Origin of the sequence: Mannheimia massilioguelmaensis (genome assembly GCF_000940515.1) — a bacterium.
GTDB classification, from domain to species: domain Bacteria; phylum Pseudomonadota; class Gammaproteobacteria; order Enterobacterales; family Pasteurellaceae; genus Basfia; species Basfia bettyae.
The window spans coordinates 193,814-215,782 of sequence record NZ_CDQL01000003.1 but is presented as its reverse complement, the minus strand read 5'-3'; the positions used below and the strand labels follow the sequence as shown (position 1 = coordinate 215,782).

The window sequence follows — 21,969 nt, the reverse complement described above, 5'->3', positions numbered from 1 at the left end:
AATCGCTCAAAATACTGACTTTAATCGCTAATTAAATTAACTTTGTTCAGCACCTTAAGACTTTATTTTTTTCAAAACCAAATCTTACAAGTGCCCACACAGATTGTCTGATAAATTGTTAAAGAGCTGTTGCATTTAGCAAGGTTTTTTATGATATTTAATTATCATGCTTACGTCAAGTATTATTAGAAAATTTATTTTAAACTTTTCTTTCTAATCTTTGCTTTCCTTGCGGTGCGGAGGCGTATTATAGAGATATTCAATTGGCTTGCAAGATCTTTTTTTAAAAATATTTTTAATTGCTCTTTTATTAAGCGATCTTTATTTTAAAGCCTAAAAACAATACTATTTTAGCCTATTACTTAATCTTATTTATTTGATTAGCAAAATAGACAACTTGATTCCAATTAGTAAACTCAATTTCTTGTGTGGTATCAGTTTCTCCACCAGTAATTTTCATAATTAATTGGATCATAATACGATCAAACCATTTGTAGCGAGGATATAAGAGCGCTCCAGCAAAAACAGCAGACATAGTTGGTTTCCAATTGATACGCTTTAGAAATTTACGAACATATACATTACTTTCAGGTGTATCTTTTCCTGCTTTTCTGGCAGTTAAATTTACACCATAAAAATAGCTAAATTTACTCTGTAAAAGTGCGGTATGATTTTCAATAAATTGATAGAGCTTTTTATCAAAATGCCCGTAACGGATAGATGCACCAATAATAATTCGATCTGCTTGATTTAGAATGACATTTGCATCTGTAATTGAAGCAACCTTAATCTCTCCTTCGAGATATGTTGATAAATAATCGGCAATCTTTTTAGTCTGCCCATCATGTGTTGAATAAAGAATAATTGTTTGCATTATGCTTTCCAAAAAGTCGGGCTAAATAAAGCCAATAATGTAAAAATTTCTAAACGACCACAAACCATTGCTACAGTTAAGATACATTTTGCACTATCAGGAATTTCAACCATATTACTACTTACGATTCCCATGCCTAGTCCAAAATTATTAATACAAGCGGATACTGCACTGAATGCATCAAATGTATCAACACCACAAGCAATGACACCTAACAAGCAAACCACAAATACTAGTAAGTAAGCTGAGAAGAAAGCCCAAATACTCCCTATAACTCGCTCATCCAAAATATGTTTTCCCCATTTAATTGGATAAACAAGATTTGGGTGGACAAATAATTTTAGTTCTCGACGGCCTTGTAAATATAAAACGAGAACACGTGCTACACGCACTCCTCCAGCCACTGATCCTGAACAGCCACCAATAAATGAAGCAATAATGAGCAAGGTTGGGATAAACGATGGCCATGAAAAAAAATCTGATGTGGTATAACCTGTAGTAGTCGACATTGAAACAGTTTGGAAAATGATTTGTTCAAAATTTTGCCAATTTGTTTCAAAATACTGACTATTAATCATGACTAATGCGCATATTAAGATTAATAATAATTGAATTTTTACAAAAAACTTAAATTCTGGATCCCTAAGATAAGTTCTAAAGAAATGCCCTTTATTGATTTCAGAAAATGCTCGAAAATGTAATCCAAAATTACATGCTGAGATCCATAGGAAAATAATGGTAATGATATTAATCCAGCTGTTATTAAAATAGCCAATACTCGCATCATGGGTTGAAAAACCACCAATAGAAACTGTTGCAAAACTATGACTAATTGCATCAAACGCTGTCATTCCTGCGGCATAATATGCCAAAGCACATAAAATAGTAAGTGATGAATAGATAAACCATAGAAGTTTCGCAATTTCAGCAATTCGAGGTCGCATTTTTTGTTCTTTAATTGAACCAGATCTTTCAACACGGTATAAAGACATTCCCCCAATACCCAAAAGAGGAATAATTGCCACTGCAAGCACAATAACTCCCATACCGCCTAACCATTCTAAAAATTGACGATAGAATAAAATCGCTTTCGGTAAATTGTCTAAGCCGACAATTGTTGTAGCACCTGTTGTAGTTAAACCGGAGAAAGCCTCAAAAAAAGATGATGCAACACTGAGATCTGGATTATCAAATAAAATAAATGGAATTGTTGCTAAACTGCCTAAAACAACCCAAAATGCCACAACAATAATGAAACCTTCCCGCGAACGTAATTCTTGCTTATGGGTATGGCAGCTCCACCAAAGAATAGCACCAACAATTAGGCTAATCATAAATGATTGCATAAATGCTTTACCGCCACCATCGCCGTAAATTAAGGCGACGAAAGCAGGTGCCAGCATCGTCACAGAAAAACACATGACGAGGATTCCAACAATGCGGAGAATAGATAAAATATGCACGATTATCTCACTTATTCCACAGGCGTTAAATGAAGTTGCCCTGCGGAGCGTTCTATTAGTTCTTGTTCAAAGGGTCTAAGTTTATCATCACTAATGCCTAACTCAAATATCACATTAGCCTCGAAAAGTTGATGATTGATCATAATAGAATATTTATCACATAACATTTGCAACCAATTTACTTGTGAATAATCACAAATCAATAAATAGCGAGTACACTCAATTTTTAATGTTGTCTCAAGTAATTTTAAAGCTTGTTGTACACCATTTCCATAAGCTCGAACCAACCCTCCTGTACCGAGTAACACTCCACCATAATAACGAACCACCACAGCACTAATTTCCCCAATCTGACTTGCTTGAAGCATGTTAAGCATTGGCTTACCAGCAGTTCCTGGCGGTTCTTGATCATCAGAAAACCCCAATTCCTGAAAATTATTCGGGGCTCCTGCAACAGCTGCCCAACAATGATGACGAGCTCTCGGGTGCAAATCTCGAATAGATTGCCAAAAATTTTTAGCTTCTACTAATCCTTCAGTATGTTTTAAGTAAGTAATGAAATGGCTTTTTTTAATTTCTTCTTCAAAAACAACCGCACTTTTGGGGATTAAATATTCCATTTCAACCTATTCGTATTTATGTTTTATTTTGACCATATTTACTTAGGGTTGTATCATACACCTAAATTAATTTTACGAAGTATAACATAATGAATAAATTAACGAATCATTATACTCTTGATGCGCAAGGATTACGCTGTCCAGAGCCAGTTATGTTAGTACGTAAACAAATCCGTGATATGCAAGAAGGGGAAGTACTATTAATTGTGGCAGATGATCCTGCCAGCACAAGAGATATTCCTAGCTTCTGTCAATTTATGGATCATACGCTACTACATAGCGAAATAGAAAGTATCCCTTTTAGATATTGGGTGAAAAAAGGCGTATAAAAAGTGCGGTAGAAATTTTTAAAATTTTTACCGCACTTTTATATCAACGAATAGCGCTATTTATTATATTTTATTCTATATTCGACTAAATCTTCAATTGTGACTACTGGATAGCCAAATTGCTGTCCAAAAGCAATAATTTCTGGAGTTCGAGCCATTGAACCATCATCATTTGTAATTTCGCAAATAACTCCTGCGGCCTTATAGCCTGATAATTTAGCAAGATCAACTGAAGCTTCTGTATGACCTCGACGTTCTAATACGCCATTATCTTTGGCACGTAATGGATAAATATGTCCAGGACGGTTTAAATCTGTCGGCTTTGCGCCATCAGCGACTGCAGCTTTAATTGTTGTAACACGATCAGATGCAGATACCCCAGTGGTGACTCCTTTTGCAGCTTCAATACTAACAGTAAATGCCGTTTGATTAACCATCGTATTATGTGTCACCATTGGTGGCAAATCTAATTGTTGACAAAGTTGATCGCTCATGCACAAACATACGATACCACTACCATAGCGAATTAATTTCGCCATTTGAGCTGGCGTAATCGTTTCTGCTGGGAAAATAAGATCACCTTCATTTTCTCGATCTTCGTCGTCTAATACTAATACACCATTCCCTTTTTTAAAGGCTTCTAATGCTGCAATTACACGTGCTTCAGATGTGCCAAATGAAGATAATAATGACTGATTCATAGTAAATTCCTTGATTAATTAATATTCAATACCAGAATCAGGGCTGATTATAAAAATAACTCAACACAAGCCATAAAACCTGTGTTGTCTTTTATTCTCTTTCATCCAGACTTTAACTGTTGGCTTTGGCATCACACCAAATCTGCTGACCTTAAATATTAAGCGCTCGTGGGCTCATGTAAATATACATATACCACCAGTAGGGAATTTCACCCTGCCCTGAGAATGCATATATAGTATATCGCAAAGCAGAGAATGAAAAAATAATTTTCTTTGTAGCAAGAATTACATACAATAGGCAAATAAATTAATAAAAAATAGCATGATATACTACAAAATTGTAGTTGAATTGTTGTATTTTTAAATACAAAATTATAAGGAATAATCAATGTCCAACTTTTCTTATCTTCAGCATAAACGTAAACAATTGAATTTAAAAGTAAATGATATATGTTTACAAGCCAACGTAACCCGAGCTTATTTTAATCAACTAGTAAGCGGAAAAATTAAAAATCCAAGTGCAACAAAATTAACAGCACTACATAAAGCACTGCAAATTACTGAACAAGAAGATAAAAAAATTGGCGTCATTTTTGGTAAGTTTTATCCTGTACATACAGGGCATATCAACATGATCTATGAAGCGTTCAGTAAAGTAGATGAATTACATGTAATTGTCTGCAGTGATACTGAACGTGATTTAAAACTATTCTATGATAGCAAGATGAAACGTATGCCAACGGTCCAAGATCGGTTACGTTGGATGCAGCAAATCTTTAAATACCAAAAAGATCAAATTTTTATTCATAACTTAGTAGAAGATGGTATTCCTAGCTACCCTAATGGTTGGCAAAGTTGGTCTGATGCGGTTAAACAACTTTTTAAAGATAAAGGTATTAAACCAAGTGTTGTATTTACTAGCGAAGTACAAGATAAAAAACCTTATGAAACTTATCTTCAACTAGATGTCTACCTAGTCGATCCCAAACGAGAATTTTTTAATGTTTCAGCTACCAAAATACGCACTCAACCTTTTAAATATTGGAAATTTATTCCTAAGGAAGTACGTCCTTTCTTTGCTAAAACAATTGCTATATTAGGTGGAGAAAGTAGCGGAAAATCTGTACTAGTGAATAAACTTGCAACTGTATTTAATACAACTTCCGCTTGGGAATACGGTCGTGATTACGTATTTGATAAATTAGGAGGAAATGAACAGGCTATGCAATATTCTGATTATCCTAAAATGGCATTAGGACATCAGCATTATGTGGATTATGCAGTACGGCATGCCCATAAAGTAGCATTTATTGATACTGATTTCATTACTACCCAGGCATTTTGCATTCAATATGAAGGAAAACCTCACCCATTTCTAGATTCAATGATTAGAGAATATCCATTTGATGTAACTATTTTACTCAATAACAATACAAAATGGGTAGACGATGGTTTACGTAGTTTGGGCGATCGAAAGCAACGCCAACGCTTTCAGCAATTACTTAAAAAATTGTTAGATAAATATAAAGTTCCTTATATCGCAATTGATTCACCTAGTTATCTAGAACGATATAATCAGACAAAATTGATAGTAGAAAAAGTTCTTAATGATGAAGAAATTCCCGAACTGATACATGTAAACACAAATGAATAAGGGGATATATGATCTTATTTGCAGGTGACCCACATGGAAGTTTTGAACATATTCATAATTTTCTGTGTGATAAAAAAGATATCTCTTTGATTATTTTAGGAGACCTACAGCTCTCTTCTACTAGTGAATTAGAAAAGCTCGCTAAAAATTGTGATGTTTGGTATATCCATGGTAACCATGACAGTAAAACTATTTCAGCATTTGAAACCTTATGGGGGACAGAATGGAAAACAAGAAACCTACATGGTAGAATTGTTGAAATAGAAGGTCAAAAAATAGCAGGGTTAGGAGGGGTATTCAGAGGACAAATCTGGATGCCACCTAATAGACCACTCTTTTTTGATCCGATTCATTTCTGCCAATATTGTCCACAAGAAAAAATTTGGCGAGGTGGCATACCATTGCGTCATCGTTCATCCATATTCCCATCTGATATTGAGGGCTTAAGTGTAGAACAAGCAGATATATTGATCTGTCATGAAGCACCAAAACCTCATCCATCAGGCTTCGCAATACTTAATCAATTAGCTGAAAAAATGCAAGTTAAACATATATTTCATGGCCATCATCATGAAAATTTTGACTATTCACCATTTCCCCAATCTACATTCAAAACCACCAATGTAGGATTTAGAAGTTTATGTGATCTTGAAGGAAATTATCTTATTAAAGGAATTGATGATCGAAAGATTTAGTATGGGGTAGTGACAATATTTGCATAAGGAAAAAGAAAAAATTTGGTGGAAAAAAATTGGCTGGAGCCACTGTTTGTGGGGCTTTGGCGTTTTTAGGGGGGGATTTATGCAAAAATGGAAAATGGTGGGGATTGGGGGAAAATGGTCGAAAATTGGGTTTTATTTTGCATAAAAGTTGGCGGTGAATTGTTAGGTTTTAAACATTTTTAAAATTTTAAAGTTCGTTTTAAAGTGGGTTTAAAAGGGTTTAAATTCAGCTTTAAAATCGGGGTGGAAATTGCAGGAAGATGAAATAGAGGTGGTGTATTTAAGTGAGGTTTTTTATGGTTGTTTTGGTAAAAGCTAGGAGAAAAGGCGGTTTCAGTGGTAGAAATCGCATTTTTTGTTGGTTTTTGGTGCGTTTAGATGAAATCTAGCGGTTTGTTGTGTGTGATTATGGGTAGAATTTGCGAAAATGCGCCATTATTTAGCGGTATTTGAAAGGAACACTGGCATCCTTGCCTTTGTGCCTTAAAATATTAAGAAAGCGCTTGTGATGCGGTTTTTGCGGATGTTACCAACATTGATGTCGGAGATATATTAGAAGTCACGATAGCCACGTACTACTTGCCTAATAGCAATTTAACGTCCAAGTTTATTATCTTAAACTTGGACGTTTAACATAAACAGAATAAAATGTCCAAGTTAAGTATAACTGATTGATATTCAATTAAATTATTCCTGAACTGCCTATTTTTTGTTTATTTTAAACTTGGACGCTTACTGTCCAACTTTATTTAAGTAATGTACGCTTTTTACCTGCAATAAATTGGTAAACTTTCATAAGTTGATCATCGCTTAAGTCAGTTAAGCTACCTGCCGAGTATTTTTCTTGAAGATGTTGACGTAGTAGTGGTTCAATACCCATTTGTTTCACATTTGTATGAATGTAGCTGTACTTCGTTTTTCGCCATTGATTGCCCACTTTCTTCGGTGCAGATTTTGAAGAATTTAATCTGCCAACCCATTTTCTTAAGTATAGCTCTGCTTTCTCATAGTCTTGTAGTGCAATCAAGCGATAAGCAGTTACACCGCAATGGCGATTCAGCGAGCTCCATACGGCTTGAAAGCTCTTTGGTTTTTGTTTAACGGCTTTTTCTAGCTTAACAATTTCATCGACAAGATCGTGCAATGTTCTAGCCATTTTTTCATTAATATGTGTTTTATCTGGCTCAACGGTTGCTTTTGTACGCGTTACAACCTTTTCTGTTTTGATGTTATTAATTATGCCACTGCCATAAACAACATTGTTGTTATCACCGAGTACAGAAGAATTATTGGCAGCTTTATCTACATTATCTGTGCAATCAACGTTATTAGCAGAACGAATCCCTATAATCACATATTGAACATCTACGCCTAATTGCGCAGCTCTTCCTAAAAATTCAGCAGAAATACCACTTTTTCCAATCTCATTAAGTCGTAATGCTTCGCGGCTTACATCTGTTTGATGGGCAAAATTAGCTTGCGAATAGCCTAATCTTGTTCTTTCTTCTATTAGGCGAATGCCCATATCTTCACGTGTGATCAATAGTTCCATAAAAAAACCTCAAATAATTACAAAATTTATTTGACATGCCAAAAAATATTGGCATATAATAAAGCCGTTGAGTTAATTAGTTGAAACAACCAGTTGAATAAATTGGTTGTTCTAGGGGGATTTTATGAGTCCGAATGAAATTTATCAAGCGTTAAAAATCAAAAATCTAAACGTTGCAATGGTTGCTGAATCATTGGGCGTATCTAATCAAGCCGTATCAACGGTGATCAAACAAGGCAAAAGCAGTCAGAGAATTGCAAAAGCCATTTGTCTTGCGATTGAAAAACCACTGGATCAGGTTTTTCCATACTACGCCAAACACCAACAGAAAAAAGTTCTTCGAGCGGAAAAAGTTAGCCAATTAAGACGTCAATTTGCTCAAATGTAGGAGTAAATAATGTTGAAACTTAAGGACTTTTACAGTGTTCAGGAGTTATTTGAATTTCATTCACAATATCTTCCAAGTAGCATTCGGAGAATTAAAGATAAAGCAGAACGTGAAAATTGGGAATCCCGCAAGCGCGTTGGCAAAGGTGGTGGAAAAGAATATGCCTTGGCATCTTTACCGCAAGAAATTCAAACTGAGATTCGCACTAAATTCGCAGTTTCTATCGTGAAAGCCAAACCCAAATCTCTTCCCGCCGATCTCCGTCAGGTGGAATTAAAAACTTTAACGGAAAAACAACGTGAAGTAGCAGGGGCAAGAATGGCGTTAGTTGCCCAAGTGGCACAGCTTGAACAAGCCCAACCTCGTTACAAGGCGATTAAGTTTTTTTGTGAACAAATCAAACATGGTGGCATTTCTTCTGATTTGATGAGATTGGTGGAAACCGCCAATAACAAGAAAGGGAAAAATCGCACTTTATCTGACCGCACTTTGAATCAATGGGTGTTGGATTATGAAAAGGCAGATACCCCTGAAGAACGATTAAAAGCCCTCGCACCAATGCAACGGGTGGCGAAAAAGGCTGAAGAAATTGTGTGGTTGCCTGACTTTTTGGCGATATATCGCCAAACCAATGGCATCAATGTGGCAGAAGCCTATCACTATTTTTCGGCTGAATGGGATGCACGTTTTGCAGACGAGCCGTTACGTTTAGAAATGAAACCGAGTATTGACCAAGTTCGCGCTGCATTAGCGAAATTGCCGAAACACATTAAGGAAATTGGTCGTAAGACGGGTTCTGAACTCCGCGCCCTTAACACTTATGTGAAACGCGATTGGAGCGTGTTGCAGGTGAATGATGTGTGGGTGGGTGATGGCCATGCGATGAAATTGAAAGTCGCCCATCCTGAACACGGTCGCCCTTTTATTCCTGAAGTAACGTTGATTATGGATGCCGCGAGCCGTTTTATTGTGGGTTGGTCGGCAAGTTTGGCGGAAAACGTTCTCGCAGTGGCAGATGCTTTGCGTTATGGCGTGGAACGCTACGGCATACCCGCAATTTATTACTCTGATAACGGTGGTGGCGAGAAAAACTGGATGCTTGATGGGGATATTACGGGGATGTTGCCACGTTTAGGGATTAATCACCAAACAGGGATTCCAGGCAATCCACAAGGCCGTGGGATTATTGAGCGGGTACACCAAACGATTTTATACAAAATCGCTCGCCAGTTTGAAACTTATCACGGCACAGGGGCAGACCGTGACACTATTCGACAAGTGAGCACAGCAGTGATTTCACTGGATAAAGCAAAACGTAAAGGTGCGACACAGCTAACGCCAAAACAACAATGGGCTGTGGGTAAATTGCCAAGCTGGAATCAGTTTTTACAAGCCTGCCAAGAAGGCATTGATGAATACAACAATAAACACGAGCACAGAGAACTAGGGGGGATGACACCTGCACAAAAACGCCGTCAATTGATGGAAAAAATGAACCCTGATGATGTGGTCTTTATTACACCAGTGGAAGCAAGGGATTTATTCCGCCCAAGTACATTACGTGTGGCACAACGTGGTTGGTTACAACTTTTCAATAATTATTACTTTAGCGCGAAATTGCTCGATGTTGATGGGCAAAAGGTGCAAGTGATGTTTGATATTCACGATCCAAGCCAAGTGATTGTGAGAAAGCAAGACGGCACTTTTGTGTGTTATGCCGAATTAGATGGCAATAAACGTGATGCCTTCCCAATGCCGTTTGTTGAGAAAACACGCCAAGAGCGTAGTGATAGACGCTTGAAGAATGTATTGGAAAAAGCAGATGAAATTCAGGCGGAGCGCAATCCAGTTGTTACGATTGAGCATCAGCAAGGTTTTGAATTGTTACGCACAAAACCGAAAGCCAAACAGGAAGCTACCCCAATTTTCTTAACCAAAGCGGACAAAGAAGCGTGGGAACAAAGAAAAAAGTTAGTGAATGAGTAAGGAGAGCAGCAATGAAAGCACAAGAATTAAAAGCGTTTATGGATGCGCACAAGATGAGCCAAAAACAAGTGGCAACTTTGTTTGATGTGTCCATTACAACAGTGAGCCAATATTTAAACAGTAAATATCCAACCGATACCAAGTGGCTCGATGAAAAAGTGGATGAGTTGTTAGCACGCCATAAGGCGAAAGTGGTTGAAGCGAAATACAACAATGCATTTGTCCCCACTCAAACAGCAAAGCGCGGTATGGAAATTATGCACTTTGCCCACGCTGATGGCGAAATTAATGTGATTTATGGCGCGGCAGGCTTAGGCAAAACACAAATGCTAAAACAATATGCGAAAGAACATAGTTCAGCCATTTTGATTGAGGTTGATCCAAGTTGCACACCGAAAGTGTTACTACGCAAGATTGCAGAAAATGTTGGTTCAACCAGTCGAGGGGTAAATAACGATGTACTTTCAGGAATTGTGGAAAAAGTAAATGGTGCGGAACGTTTGTTAATGATTGATGAAGCCGAATTACTTTCTACCCGCTCTTTGGATTTTATCCGACGCATTCACGATTTAACGAATTGTGGCGTGATTTTAGCGGGTATGCCTCGCTTGTTGGTGAATTTAAAAGGGAAAAATAATGAACTGGCACAGCTTTATAGTCGAGTGGGATTTGCTTGTGACCTTGGTAATGCCCTACCTGATGACGATTTAGCCATGTTAGCGGAAAGTGCACTTAATACAAGTGAATTTAATGCCCCTTTATTGAAGGCCTGTAAAGGCAACGCACACCGATTGAGTAAGTTAATGCGAGGTGTTGTGCGTTCGGCAGAGATTAACGAAACCGAAATTAGCGCAGAGATGATCGAACAATACAGCAAAATGTTAATTAGTTAAGGAGATGACCATGTTACAAGCAAGAAAAAATAAACAATTAAACAAAAACAATGCCGTGATGTTGGCTTATTTAGAACAAGTGGAAAAAGCCGTGAGACGCTTAAATGAAATGGGGCTTACGGTAATTAATGTGCACTTTGAGAAGATAAGACCAACGGTGCGTGTGATGAATAATGCGGTAACAGAACAGTTAGAGAAAGACCAATGGGCTTATGTGTATCACGTGGGGCGTGATGTGGCTCGATACCAAGAAGCGCAATTTACGGTGGAAGGTATTCGTGTGGTGTGGCGGAAATATTTGAAATAGGAGGAGGAATGGCAACGCGTCGGCAAATTTATGCAGTCTATCGTGGCGAAGAGAATTTGGGTGACGGGACTGCGGAAGAATTAGCAAAGAAACTCAATGTGAGCGAAAAAACGATTTACAGCTCGGCAACAGTCGCCCGATGTAAACGTGATAAAGGTAAGCGACTTGTGGTGATTAAGTTAGATAAAGAGGAACTCTAAATGAAGGTGATGATTGAGGGGAAAGAATACTGGCGTGATGCAAGAGGAAATTTAACGCCAGCTGAATTGGTGAAAGACATCGACAAAGCACGTGATGTGCTTGTGCGTGAATGGGTGGAAAAAGGCGTGTCCTTAAATAAGGAGATGCGCAATTTTAAAGATGGCATTTTCGGCGATATTCAGGCGTTTATTGAACTTTCGGCTGAAAAATACAATGCAAAAGTGGGCGGTAGTAAAGGCAATATCACGCTTTATAGCTACGACGGTAAATACAAAATCCAACGTGCGATTAACGACCATTTGCAATTTGATGAACGTATTCAGGCGGCAAAAGTGTTGATTGATGAGTGCTTGAATGAATGGAGCGAAGGCTCTCGCCCTGAACTAAAAGCGTTAATTGAACGTGCGTTTAATGTGGACAAGGAAGGTAATTTAAATACTTCTCGCATTTTAGGATTGCGTCGAGTTGATATTCAAGATCCACGTTGGCAAAACGCGATGCAGGCGATTAGTGAAAGCGTGCAAGTGGTGAGTAGTAAGGCTTATGTGCGACTTTATGAGCGTGTGGGCGAAAGCGATCAGTATGTGCCGATTGCGTTAGATATTGCAGGGGTTTAAAGCTTATTTAAATGCCCTTTAAATCTCCCCTAGCCCCTCTTTACAAAAGAGGGGGATGAGATGAGGGGCATTCATAATAGGTTTTAACAACAAAGGAGCAACAATGAAAAAACTGGAAAATTATCGAGATTTTAGCCAACACGCCGCTGAAATGGAACGTGCTGGCGCATGGAAACAAGCAGAAAGTGCTTGGGAAAAAGCGGCAACGGTGGCTCGCCGTCGAGAAAATCAGCGTTATCCAGCGAGAAGACCGGAGGTTAATCATGGCTAAGTTTGTGGCGCGCTTTTATTGTTTAGTTGAAGCCGTTGTGGAAGCTGAAAGCAATGAGCAAGTGTTGGAATTGTGTGATTTGAATGTGTGTGATGTGAATAAACTACCACATACGATTACGGAAATTGATGATGTGGTTGAGGTGGAGGAAGTATGAGTGAAAAGAAAGCGCAAGTCACCGAGCAACTGGCACAGATTATGGAACAAATCGAAGCAGCAAAAGAACAGTGGCTGGTTGATGATTCAAAAGGGGCTTTGTTGCTATTACAAGCAGCAAGCAGAGAGATGAAAAGTGTGGCGTGGCAAATGGCGCCAGTGTTGGGGTGAGTATGAAAGTGCTAGATGAACATATCCTTGAGTATATTTGGGATGAAACATTAGACCGTATTGCGCAAGGAACCTTAGTGACTTATATCGGTGGTAGCGTTGGTACATATAGCGATGATTATGCAGAGAAAAGAGCAGAAGACTTTGCAATATTGAGTGTAAGCCAACTTATTGCAGGCTCCGGATTAAGCGAAAGTCAATTTAGACGGCGGGTTAAAAATCTTATGGCACAAGGTGTTTTGTTGCAACGCATTGGGCCAAATAGCTTTGTGATTAACTCAGAGGTGATTAAAGACGCAGCGGTACACGCCGCACGATGTTGGCGCGCAATCGGTGTGCCATATGGTATGGACGATAGCGGTAAAGCCTTTAAAACCTTACCTATTAACGCTCTGCCGAGAAGCATTTTTGAGTTAAAGACCAATTGTTATCGGATTTTGAGAAGCCAATATCCCACTTATTAAAGGAGCAAATATGAGACCTGAATTTAGATATTTTAAATGCGCATTAAGCGTTGAGCCTATTAAATCATTAGATGAGCAATGGCGAAAAGATAGAGAGCTCAGAGATAAAAAACTTGATGCTATTTTTGACACTATCCCATTTTATGAATGTTGGAGAGGAAGTGAACGTAATATATTTGGAATTGTTTGTAGTTTAGATAGCGATGAATTTGCCAAAATCAAAGAGGATAAGACCTATAAATTTGAAATAGTTGAAAATGAGAAAGTTGTCATCACTGGCAATGGCAGAACAAAAGCCGGTAAGGCATTTAACGATAAAATCCAAAGCGTTAGAGATATTTTAAATCAATACCCAAGCTTTAATGATTTTATGCTACGAAAATTAAAACTTAATTGCTGGGTGCTTGGCGCGCGCACTAGTTATATATCTGTATGCGGTGTTGCAAGTGACTACTTTATCGTTTCAATACCAGTTAAATCAGATGGCTTTGGTGGGGATGGCTTCCCGGCAATTCCGGAATGTTTAACAGAAATAAAACAAAGTGAATTTTTAATGTTACAGGGGAAATAGATAATGAGTGAACAAATTTACGAATTTAAGAATGTGACCGATATTTTAGTGCTTGATGATAAACAGTTTGAACGATTCTTAGCAGATTTCAAAGAATGGTTCCATTTTCAAAAACAAGCGAGAGCCGAAGCCGAAAAGCTTAGAGAACTTGGATTGAATATTACTCTAGCAGATGTGATTCGTTGGAAAGATGATGACATGATTGGAGTGGGGGAAATTACGATTGATGTGCAAAAGGCACGAGATTATTAAAACCCATTTACAGCCCATTAAATCTCCCCTAGCCCTCTTTACAAAAGAGGGGAATAAGTTAGATGAAGTGGGCTGAGTAATGTGTTTTCAATTAATAAGGAGGAAAAATGCAGACAAAAATCATTCAATGGTTGGCAGATGATGAAGATGTCGGATTAAGCAGTAAATGTATGGCATTTGTGATTGGTTTTGATGTGGTGCCAAGACGTAAGAGCTATCCACTTGATACGAGCGATTTATCTCGTTGCGTAAAGTTATTAGAACGTGCGCCAGAAATGCGAAATTATCTTCACAAAATGAAAGCAATTTCTCCCATTTGGGCAAAATTAGTGGAACATTGGGACGAGTTAGAACGTTTATTTAACGAAGAAAAAGGCTCTGGCAGATGCCCTAAAACATATCAATTAATGAAAAAACTTACTGAAGACGATCAGAATGTTGTATTTCGTCACGGTGGATTTTCAATTCGAATGGGGGAATAAATTATGGATATCGAATACGAATGGTTACTTATTGATGATCTCGATGACGAAGAACCAGAAAAAGAAGAAGTAGAGAAAATCATTAAAGATAGCGAGTGGTTAGAATTTGACCGAAAAAAAACGACCATTTTATTTAGAGTCAAGTGTCGCCGAAGAATTATTTATGCGTAATTATAGCAAATGGGAGTGTTATGAAGAGGATGAATATGTTTTTCTCGCTATCAGAGAACAAGGGAGTGAACGGTACTCAATTTTCCGTGTGAGTCCATGGTATCGATTGGTGCCGGACGTTGATGAAATTTATTTTGATGACTAAAACCCATTTACAGCCCATTCAAATCTCCCCTAGCCCCTCTTTACAAAAGAGGGGAATTAAGTGAGATGAAGTGGGCTGAGTAATGTGTTTTAAATTAAGTTTGAGGGAACAATAATGAAACTATGCCGTTGCCCTATTTGCCACAGTGATATTCATTTGGATGCGCTGTTGGAAGATGATGCTGGGCGTGAGATGTTGGGGTTAATCTCCAATTTGGGTGGTCGTAATGCGCGTGCGTTGGTGAGTTATATTGGTCTGTTTCGCCCTGAAAGATCGGCGTTATCTAATGGGCGGGCATTGAGATTAATGAAAGATGTGTTGGAGATGTATCAACCCAGTCCGCTACTCGCCCATGCGTTGAATGAAACGGTGCAAGCGGTGATGAAAAACCGTCGGGAAACCCGCAATATTCAGGCGTTATCGAATCATAACTATTTGAAGAAAGTGTATGAAGGGGCGAAACCGTTGTTTGCGGTAGTGCGTAATGAAGGTAAAGCTGAAATGCAAAGCGTTGCGGCGCAAGAAGAGGATAAACGTATGGAAGCTATTCAATATATTGAACGTTATGCCTCTGTTGGGCAGTTGCAATTTGTGGAAAATATGCCTGAGTTTACGGTTTGGAAAGCCTGGAAAGCGGAACAGGAGAAAGGCTATGTTGCGTAAAAATTTAATCACTAGAATCCATATTGGGAAAAGCCAATTAGGCCTTGATGATGAAACCTATCGTCAATTATTGGTAAGTACAACGGGGAAAACAAGTTGTACTGAAATGACGGAAAGTGAATTGCAACAGGTGTTAAATGTTATGGTGCAAAAGGGTTTTAAATCCAGTTCAAGTTTTTGGGGAAATCGTGCGGCACCACGTGAAGATAAGAAAATTTATTTGGCAAAAATTACCGCACTTTTAGCAAAACATGGTTTACCTAAAGAATATGCCGATGGTATTGCGAAACGTTCGTTTAAAGTGGATTTTGTGCATTGGTTGCAGCCGTGGCAGTTGAAAAAGGTGGTGCAGATGTTGGCGGTGTATGATCGCAATCAACAAAAATCGTAAAACTTTTTGCATAATGTTGGGTAAAAAACCTTGATTTCTGATTAAAAAAAGGTTAATTTTGCGATCAGGGTATCAAAAGCCCAGCAATACGGTCGGCACAACCGTGATTTCGTGCTATTTTTTTACCTGCAATTTGAGTATCGGAATGCCTTGAGCGTCAGAATACCAGTGCGGTAGAAAAATAAAAAATATTAATCAATGACCGACAGTGCGAGGAATACAATACCGCAAGGGAATAACTCCGCTGTTTATTGCACAGTTTTGAGCTGTCGGTCGCCCTACTCAAAATAGGGTCTCTATTCAGAGGTATGCAATTATGACAAATTTCCAAATTCAAACCTTCACTGGTTCAATTCAAAATCAATCTGTTCAATTAGTCAATGCTCGTGATCTTCATAAATTATTAGGAAACGGCAAACAATTTTCTGACTGGATTCAACACCGCATTAGCAAGTACGGATTTGCTGAAAACCTTGATTTTACCGTGCTTCACCAATTAGTGAACGTCGATAGAGGTTTCTTTGGTATTAGACAAGAAACACTCAAGGAATACCACATCACCCTTGATATGGCAAAAGAGCTGTGTATGCTGGAACGATCTGAAATTGGTCGCCAAGCTCGTCGCCATTTTATCAAAATGGAACAGCACGCTATTGCTTTAGCTACTGAAATGCAAGCGCAAATGCTCGCCATTCCTACATTTTTACGCAACAATCCAGATGAATTGGCACGTTTAATTACCACTGCGCAAACTGCCTTTTTAACGGCAAACCCACAAGCGAAAGACTTTTTACGCTATCGTGAAATGGGCTTAAGTTATCGTGAAATTGGTACGCTATTAGGCAAAACCAAAGATAGCGTGAAATGGATGGCATTTAAAATGCGGAATTTGGGCTTTTTTTCCTCCACATTACCAAAAACAGCTGTGGTGCAGTTGGATTTGTTGGCGTAAGGGGGCGAAGATGAGTATCGGATATGAATTAGAACATCAATTTGATGAAATTCAAAGTAGCCTTGGTGGCTTGCACTGTTTGCGCCAGTTCTTGGAAATCACGGACAACACGGCGGATACCTTAAGTTATAGCCAACTTGCGGGGATGATTGCGGTGTTTACCGCAGCATTGGATTGCCAAGTTAGCACGGTGCGACAGTTAGTGAAAGAATTGCCTATTAAGGCATAAAGATAATCCCACTTCGGTGGGATTTTTTTTATCTTTTTTTTCAAAAATACCGCCTTTTTAAAATTTCCGTGCGACAATCCGCCTAAATGGTCACATAGGGGAAATGTTATGCAGTCAAAGTTAGAGAGCGTTGCCAACTATCTGCCTGAAATCGTACTGGAAATGGTGGAGTTAATTGGGTTTGTTGACGTAGAAAAAATTATTAATCAGTTCGGAGGGGCAACGTTTCGTTTTACCGACGGAGCAGTGTATTTTCCGCGACTAAAAGCACTCATCGGACAGGAAAGTGTGGTCAAATTGCGTCATTATTTTCAGGCGGAGGAAGTCTATATTCCGCGTTGTGAAGTCGCTCTGCGGTTGTTACGCAACGAACGCCTAAAAGCAGATTTTGACTACATCACGCAAACCGAAAAGAAAAGTGGCCGCACGGCAATGCTTGAGCTTTGTCCTAAATACAAACTCTGTGATCGTCAAGCCTGGGAAATTATACGCTCTCATCAAGTCCAGCAATATCAACAAGCCGCGTTATTTTAGAACAAGTGGGCGTGTGGAAGTTTCTCCCCCATTAATTAACCTTCTTTTAATTCAGAATACCCTCAATCATATCAACGATTGAGGGTATTTTTTTATGTCTTTATCTTTTCAGCAAATTTTTGACCGACTTATCGGACATGAGGGCGGTTACGTCAATGACTCACGTGACCCCGGAGGCGAAACCAACTGGGGTGTCACTAAGCGTACCGCGCAAGCTAATGGCTATACCGGCAACATGAAAACCATGACACGCCAACAAGCCTATGAAATTTACCATCGTGCATTTTGGTTGCGCTACAACTGTGAGCAAATGCCGGATGCCGTTGCCTATCAATTTTTTGATGCGGCGGTGAATCACGGTTTCGGCAATGCGAGCCGTATGTTACAGCGCGCAGTTGGTGTGTTAGATGACGGCATTATCGGTAAATACTCTCTTGAGGCCATCAATAGCAATCCAATCTCTGACACGTTGATGGTGTTAAACGGCGAACGCCTTAATTTTTACACCCGATTAAAGAACTTTGACCGTTTTGGCAAAGGCTGGGTGAATCGTGTAGCACAAAACTTGAGATATGGAGCACAAGACAATGAAGTTTAAGTTTTCAGACATTTTAGGATGGGTTTTTGATTGGTTCTGCTTGAGAGCAAAACAAACCAAATGCCGACCGCACTTTTACAGTAAAAATGCGTGGAGTTATGTCGGCAATGGCCAGATGACACCGGCATTCAAATTAATGTTGATACTTTGCTCATGAAAAAGTTTTTTGAATTATTCACAAATGACAACGGACGCGCCAGCACCACAGGCTTTATTCAGTTTTTTGGCTTTTTAGTGCTTGCCGGTGTGCTCGTGTATTCGGTCTATCTCGGTCGTGATAATGCGACCGATCTCTATTTGTATTTTGCGTTTTTCTGCGGCGGGTCGGCAGCGACAAAAGGCGCAGTGATGGCATATCAGTCCAAACACAAACGCAATAACAATCAAAACTATCAACCACGGCAACGTCAAGATGACGATGACAGGTATCAAAGACCGGGCTTATGAGGTTAAAAAATGAATCTATTGCATATTTTAATGACCACGCTGGGGACTGCTCTATTGTTGTTTTGGGGACTTTGGCGTAGAGCAAAAGCTAAAACGGCTAATTTAGAGCAAGCCAAAAAACAACTCGAAACACAAAATCAAGTGTTACAAACCCGTGTAAATAATCAAAAGGAACGCACAAAAAATGAAGAAAACGCTCATAGCAGTACTCGTGACGAGCTTATTGACAGCATGCGGAAATCAAAAGACCTACGTGATTAATACGGCTTGCGATGGCTTTGGCAAAATCTATGCCAGTCGTCAAGACACGACTGAAACACTACGCCAAATTAAAGCGCACAACGACACATGGCGAGCAATTTGTGGGGGTGAGAATGGAACTACACATTAACGGCATCATGGTGTTTAACGCGTTGGTATCTATTGCGGTATTTTTTATCGGGCTTTGGTTTAAGCGCTTAGACAGTGAATTTAAACAGCTGCATGACGAGGTCGACCAGGTGAAACGGGATTATCTCTCGAAAGAAGTTTCTAACATCGTCAATGAGAACGTGATGGAAAAATTAGATGCTATCACTAAACAACTTAACTCAATCACCGAAAAACTCGACAGAAAGGCGGATAAATAATGTCGGCAAGAGAACAAAAACGGTTGGAACAGAAAGCCGAACAAGCCAAAACCAACCAAAAGTTAGACCAAATTTTAGATTTAACCCGTGAAGTTAGTCGCAAAATCGACAAGCTGGACGACCGCGTGGACGATATTGACGCACGTTTAAAAATGTTGGAAACCCGCATGGATAAATTGGGCATTAAGTCCGTGATGGCTGGCGGTTTAGGTGGTTTGGTTGTGTCGGTTGGCTTTGAGCTAATCAAAGCAAAATTCGGGGGCTGATGATGGCACACGATGAAAAAACTAAGGCGTATGTGCGCCGTTACTATGTGTTTGATTGTCTGACGCTTGAACAAGCGGCTGAAAAAGCCAAAGTGTCCTACAACACGGCACGCCGCTGGAAGAAAGAGGCGGAAGCACGTGGCGACAATTGGGACACGGTGCGTGATGCGAACACCATGGCAAGTGGCAAAGTAGAAGACGTGGCGCGCGGTATGCTCACCACGTTTGTCATCTATTTTGAGAAAACCATGGAAGAGCTACGCCACGCCGAAGAGTTGCCGGTGAGTGAAAAGGCGAAGTTGATTCAGGGCTTGGGTGATAGCTACTCGAAAATGGTGGCAAGCAGTAAGCGGTTATTGCCGGAAGTGTCGGAACTGGCGACGGCAATAAAAACCATCACGATGTTTGGTGATTATGTGCAGGCGAATAAACCTGAGCTGATTAATGAGTTTGCGGACTTGTTGGATGGGTTTGGGAAAGCCTTAGATAAGGAATTTAAAGCATGAAACTATTAATTTTTCAGTTGCCATCACTTGCAGCCATTATTTGTGCATTCTTATTGTTAAGCCAAGGTATTAGTGGTTGGGGATGGTTTTTATTTATTGCTTTTTGCTAGAGTAACTTATGAAAAGTAAAGAATTGTTAGCGGAATTAAAAGCCTATTCGGATAGCCTACGGCAAAAAGTCGAGGCGCAGTTTGAGGGCTGGGATGATTCCCTTTCGGCTATCAGCGAACGACGCAAGAAGGTGTTAGATCCTGTTACAGGCTATGACTTTTTTGTGTCGAATTATTTTCCACATTATGTGCGTTCGGCATCACGTTCGGATTTGCACAATTATTTGTTTGCCGAACTCCCTGCCGTATTACAAGCGCCTAAACCTATCAATATGGCAACTGCTGCGCCACGTGGTGAGGCTAAATCCACTTTGGTGTCGCAGTTGTTTACGCTTTATTGCTTGGTGACACAGCAAAAACGCTATGCACTGATCGTCATGGATAGTATCGACCAAGCCTATCCAATGCTGGAAGCGATCAAAGTGGAATTGGAATTTAACCAACGCCTACGTATTGACTTTCCGGAGGTGGCAGGACAAGGGCGCGTATGGCAAGCGGCGACCATTATCACTAAGGCTAATCAGAAAGTTCAGGTGGCGGGTTCCGGCAAGAAATTACGTGGTTTGCGCCATGGGGCTTATCGTCCTGATCTTGTGGTGTTGGACGATATTGAGAATGATGAACAAGTCCGCAGTGCAGAACAGCGTGATAAGTTGCACGACTGGTTGAAAAAGACCGTGCTCCCATTGGGCGCAGCAGGCGATAAATTGGACGTGGTGTATATCGGAACTATCTTGCATTACGACAGCGTATTGAACCGCACTTTGAGCTCCAAAGCATGGAAAACCGCCAAATTTAAAGCTTTAAAGAAAATGCCCGACGACATGGCGTTGTGGGACAAGTGGGAGGATTTTTTCTTAAATGAGGGCGAGGCGGTTGCAGACGCTTTTTATCAGGCTAATCAAGCTGCAATGGATAAAGGGTCAGAAGTGAGTTGGGCTGCGCGTCCGTTACTTACGCTCATGAAAATCCGTGCTCGTGATGGCCATGCGACTTTTGATTCTGAATATCAAAATGACCCGTTGAGCAGTGATGACGCCATCTTTGCCAATGCCATTAAATACTGGACGGAACTGCCGTCCGATTTGATTTATTTCGGTGCGGTTGACCCATCACTCGGTAAAGCTGGTGCAAGTCGAGACCCATCAGCGATTTTAGTGGGTGGTTATCAGCGTGCCACAGGTAAATTGTATGTGGTTGAAGCAGCAATAAAAAAACGATTACCGGATTTAATCATCGAGGACACTATTCGACTGCATATTCAGTATAACTTCCTTAAATACGGTGGCGAATCTGTTCAATTCCAGGAGTTTTTGAATTCTGAAATTGTAAAACGTTCAGCGCAACGAGGTCACCCAGTCCCGGTTGTGCCAATAAAGCCGAACACAGACAAAATGTTAAGAATCGAAAGCTTACAGCCACATATGGCAAATGGACTGATTTTATTGCACCCGTCACAGACGACTTTAATAGCTCAACTACGGCATTTCCCAAAAGCCGATCATGATGATGGCCCAGACGCACTTGAAATGTTGTGGAGTCTAGCAAGGAAGTATTCCGCCCCGATTGAGTGGATAGGCTTAAACGATGAAGACTTGGGGCATGATGAATTTGAAGCGGAAGATGACTTATATAGCATTTGGCGAGGTTAAAC

34 protein-coding genes and 1 riboswitch are annotated in these 21,969 nt (G+C 39.7%); of the genes, 29 read left to right on the top strand and 5 right to left on the bottom strand.

Annotated elements, in window-relative coordinates; genetic code table 11:
* Positions 1–358: 358 nt before the first annotated feature.
* From hemG to BN1226_RS01410, 3 genes are read right to left on the bottom strand one after another with little or no spacing between them, the layout of a single operon-like run.
* Positions 359–874, bottom strand: coding sequence for a menaquinone-dependent protoporphyrinogen IX dehydrogenase (gene hemG / locus BN1226_RS01420; protein ID WP_044469660.1), 516 nt, complete (start codon positions 872–874; stop codon positions 359–361).
* Positions 874–2,337, bottom strand: a complete 1,464-nt coding sequence (locus BN1226_RS01415) for a TrkH family potassium uptake protein (protein WP_044469659.1) — start codon at positions 2,335–2,337, stop codon at positions 874–876. Before BN1226_RS01415 ends, hemG begins: the two co-directional genes overlap by 1 nt.
* An 11-nt stretch (positions 2,338–2,348) precedes the next feature.
* Positions 2,349–2,957: a YigZ family protein gene (locus BN1226_RS01410; RefSeq protein ID WP_005759968.1), complete on the bottom strand. Its 609-nt coding sequence runs from the start codon at positions 2,955–2,957 to the stop codon at positions 2,349–2,351.
* 89 nt (positions 2,958–3,046) lie between these two features.
* On the opposite strand from BN1226_RS01410, the gene tusA reads away from it, so the two are divergent.
* Complete coding sequence (gene tusA, locus BN1226_RS01405) at positions 3,047–3,286, top strand: sulfurtransferase TusA (protein ID WP_005759966.1); 240 nt, start codon at positions 3,047–3,049, stop codon at positions 3,284–3,286.
* A gap of 56 nt (positions 3,287–3,342) precedes the next feature.
* On the opposite strand, the gene ribB is transcribed toward tusA, so the two are convergent.
* Positions 3,343–3,987 (bottom strand): 3,4-dihydroxy-2-butanone-4-phosphate synthase, encoded by a 645-nt coding sequence (gene ribB, locus BN1226_RS01400; protein WP_005759630.1) that lies wholly within the window; start codon positions 3,985–3,987, stop codon positions 3,343–3,345.
* Between the two features lie 89 nt (positions 3,988–4,076).
* Positions 4,077–4,218, bottom strand: a riboswitch (FMN riboswitch).
* Positions 4,219–4,375: 157 nt separating this feature from the next.
* Between ribB and nadR the strand changes: the two genes are divergently transcribed.
* Together nadR and BN1226_RS01390 are read left to right on the top strand one after the other, a co-directional pair.
* Positions 4,376–5,641: a multifunctional transcriptional regulator/nicotinamide-nucleotide adenylyltransferase/ribosylnicotinamide kinase NadR gene (gene nadR, locus BN1226_RS01395; RefSeq protein WP_044469658.1), complete on the top strand. Its 1,266-nt coding sequence runs from the start codon at positions 4,376–4,378 to the stop codon at positions 5,639–5,641.
* Between the two features lie 8 nt (positions 5,642–5,649).
* Positions 5,650–6,336 carry a metallophosphoesterase family protein gene (locus BN1226_RS01390; protein WP_044469657.1) on the top strand — a complete coding sequence of 229 codons (687 nt, stop codon included), beginning with the start codon at positions 5,650–5,652 and terminating at the stop codon, positions 6,334–6,336.
* 772 nt (positions 6,337–7,108) lie between these two features.
* Here the strand turns inward: BN1226_RS01390 and BN1226_RS01385 are convergent.
* A complete protein-coding gene (locus BN1226_RS01385; protein WP_044469656.1) occupies positions 7,109–7,915 on the bottom strand; it encodes a transcriptional regulator in 807 nt (268 codons plus the stop codon).
* Between the two features lie 124 nt (positions 7,916–8,039).
* Here BN1226_RS01385 and BN1226_RS01380 point away from each other — a divergent pair, with 124 nt between their 5' ends.
* From BN1226_RS01380 to terL, 26 genes are all read left to right on the top strand, one after another.
* The gene (locus tag BN1226_RS01380) at positions 8,040–8,303 is read left to right on the top strand and encodes a hypothetical protein (RefSeq protein WP_044469655.1); all 264 of its coding nucleotides are present in this window, start codon (positions 8,040–8,042) and stop codon (positions 8,301–8,303) included.
* A 9-nt stretch (positions 8,304–8,312) separates the two neighbouring features.
* The gene (locus tag BN1226_RS01375) at positions 8,313–10,289 is read left to right on the top strand and encodes a Mu transposase C-terminal domain-containing protein (protein WP_044469654.1); all 1,977 of its coding nucleotides are present in this window, start codon (positions 8,313–8,315) and stop codon (positions 10,287–10,289) included.
* 11 nt (positions 10,290–10,300) lie between these two features.
* Positions 10,301–11,182, top strand: a complete 882-nt coding sequence (locus BN1226_RS01370; RefSeq protein WP_044469653.1) for an AAA family ATPase — start codon at positions 10,301–10,303, stop codon at positions 11,180–11,182.
* Between the two features lie 10 nt (positions 11,183–11,192).
* Entirely contained in the window at positions 11,193–11,489 is a 297-nt protein-coding gene (locus BN1226_RS01365) for a hypothetical protein (protein ID WP_005758657.1), read from the top strand.
* Positions 11,490–11,497: 8 nt separating this feature from the next.
* A complete protein-coding gene (locus BN1226_RS01360; RefSeq protein WP_005647090.1) occupies positions 11,498–11,689 on the top strand; it encodes an HTH domain-containing protein in 192 nt (63 codons plus the stop codon).
* Complete coding sequence (locus tag BN1226_RS01355; protein WP_005758683.1) at positions 11,690–12,307, top strand: DUF3164 family protein; 618 nt, start codon at positions 11,690–11,692, stop codon at positions 12,305–12,307. It begins immediately after the preceding gene.
* Positions 12,308–12,410: 103 nt separating this feature from the next.
* Positions 12,411–12,578 (top strand): ANR family transcriptional regulator, encoded by a 168-nt coding sequence (locus tag BN1226_RS10745; RefSeq protein ID WP_005758663.1) that lies wholly within the window; start codon positions 12,411–12,413, stop codon positions 12,576–12,578.
* Positions 12,571–12,735, top strand: a complete 165-nt coding sequence (locus BN1226_RS10815) for a hypothetical protein (protein WP_005758677.1) — start codon at positions 12,571–12,573, stop codon at positions 12,733–12,735. The genes BN1226_RS10745 and BN1226_RS10815 overlap by 8 nt, the downstream gene beginning before the upstream one ends.
* Positions 12,732–12,905 carry a hypothetical protein gene (locus BN1226_RS01350; RefSeq protein ID WP_005758675.1) on the top strand — a complete coding sequence of 58 codons (174 nt, stop codon included), beginning with the start codon at positions 12,732–12,734 and terminating at the stop codon, positions 12,903–12,905. The genes BN1226_RS10815 and BN1226_RS01350 overlap by 4 nt, the downstream gene beginning before the upstream one ends.
* Before the next feature lie 2 nt (positions 12,906–12,907).
* Entirely contained in the window at positions 12,908–13,369 is a 462-nt protein-coding gene (locus BN1226_RS01345) for a hypothetical protein (protein WP_005758664.1), read from the top strand.
* A gap of 10 nt (positions 13,370–13,379) precedes the next feature.
* Positions 13,380–13,940: a DUF5420 family protein gene (locus tag BN1226_RS01340; RefSeq protein ID WP_005758666.1), complete on the top strand. Its 561-nt coding sequence runs from the start codon at positions 13,380–13,382 to the stop codon at positions 13,938–13,940.
* Between the two features lie 3 nt (positions 13,941–13,943).
* A complete protein-coding gene (locus tag BN1226_RS01335; protein ID WP_005758679.1) occupies positions 13,944–14,192 on the top strand; it encodes a hypothetical protein in 249 nt (82 codons plus the stop codon).
* Positions 14,193–14,299: 107 nt separating this feature from the next.
* Entirely contained in the window at positions 14,300–14,674 is a 375-nt protein-coding gene (locus BN1226_RS01330; RefSeq protein ID WP_005758665.1) for a hypothetical protein, read from the top strand.
* 3 nt (positions 14,675–14,677) lie between these two features.
* Positions 14,678–14,845, top strand: coding sequence for a hypothetical protein (locus BN1226_RS10740; protein WP_005758681.1), 168 nt, complete (start codon positions 14,678–14,680; stop codon positions 14,843–14,845).
* 259 nt (positions 14,846–15,104) lie between these two features.
* The gene (locus BN1226_RS01325; protein ID WP_005758670.1) at positions 15,105–15,653 is read left to right on the top strand and encodes a hypothetical protein; all 549 of its coding nucleotides are present in this window, start codon (positions 15,105–15,107) and stop codon (positions 15,651–15,653) included.
* The gene (locus tag BN1226_RS01320; protein ID WP_005758672.1) at positions 15,643–16,044 is read left to right on the top strand and encodes a gp16 family protein; all 402 of its coding nucleotides are present in this window, start codon (positions 15,643–15,645) and stop codon (positions 16,042–16,044) included. The genes BN1226_RS01325 and BN1226_RS01320 overlap by 11 nt, the downstream gene beginning before the upstream one ends.
* Before the next feature lie 316 nt (positions 16,045–16,360).
* On the top strand, positions 16,361–16,996 hold the full coding sequence (locus tag BN1226_RS01315) for an antA/AntB antirepressor family protein (RefSeq protein ID WP_005758691.1): 636 nt from the start codon (positions 16,361–16,363) through the stop codon (positions 16,994–16,996).
* A 10-nt stretch (positions 16,997–17,006) separates the two neighbouring features.
* Entirely contained in the window at positions 17,007–17,225 is a 219-nt protein-coding gene (locus BN1226_RS01310; protein WP_005641522.1) for a hypothetical protein, read from the top strand.
* Positions 17,226–17,333: 108 nt separating this feature from the next.
* The gene (locus BN1226_RS01305; RefSeq protein ID WP_044469652.1) at positions 17,334–17,759 is read left to right on the top strand and encodes a Mor transcription activator family protein; all 426 of its coding nucleotides are present in this window, start codon (positions 17,334–17,336) and stop codon (positions 17,757–17,759) included.
* 94 nt (positions 17,760–17,853) lie between these two features.
* Positions 17,854–18,357: a glycoside hydrolase family 108 protein gene (locus BN1226_RS01300; protein WP_005758668.1), complete on the top strand. Its 504-nt coding sequence runs from the start codon at positions 17,854–17,856 to the stop codon at positions 18,355–18,357.
* Positions 18,358–18,510: 153 nt separating this feature from the next.
* Positions 18,511–18,804, top strand: a complete 294-nt coding sequence (locus tag BN1226_RS01295; protein ID WP_005758662.1) for a DUF2644 domain-containing protein — start codon at positions 18,511–18,513, stop codon at positions 18,802–18,804.
* A 9-nt stretch (positions 18,805–18,813) separates the two neighbouring features.
* A complete protein-coding gene (locus BN1226_RS01290) occupies positions 18,814–19,065 on the top strand; it encodes a DUF2681 domain-containing protein (protein WP_052506671.1) in 252 nt (83 codons plus the stop codon).
* 11 nt (positions 19,066–19,076) lie between these two features.
* On the top strand, positions 19,077–19,433 hold the full coding sequence (locus BN1226_RS01280) for a hypothetical protein (RefSeq protein WP_239384641.1): 357 nt from the start codon (positions 19,077–19,079) through the stop codon (positions 19,431–19,433).
* Positions 19,433–19,699 carry a hypothetical protein gene (locus tag BN1226_RS01275; protein ID WP_005760383.1) on the top strand — a complete coding sequence of 89 codons (267 nt, stop codon included), beginning with the start codon at positions 19,433–19,435 and terminating at the stop codon, positions 19,697–19,699. Before BN1226_RS01280 ends, BN1226_RS01275 begins: the two co-directional genes overlap by 1 nt.
* Before the next feature lie 2 nt (positions 19,700–19,701).
* Positions 19,702–20,205, top strand: a complete 504-nt coding sequence (locus BN1226_RS01270; protein WP_005760377.1) for a DUF1804 family protein — start codon at positions 19,702–19,704, stop codon at positions 20,203–20,205.
* Between the two features lie 118 nt (positions 20,206–20,323).
* Positions 20,324–21,967: a phage terminase large subunit gene (gene terL / locus BN1226_RS01265; protein WP_005760398.1), complete on the top strand. Its 1,644-nt coding sequence runs from the start codon at positions 20,324–20,326 to the stop codon at positions 21,965–21,967.
* The last annotated feature ends 2 nt before the right edge of the window (positions 21,968–21,969 follow it).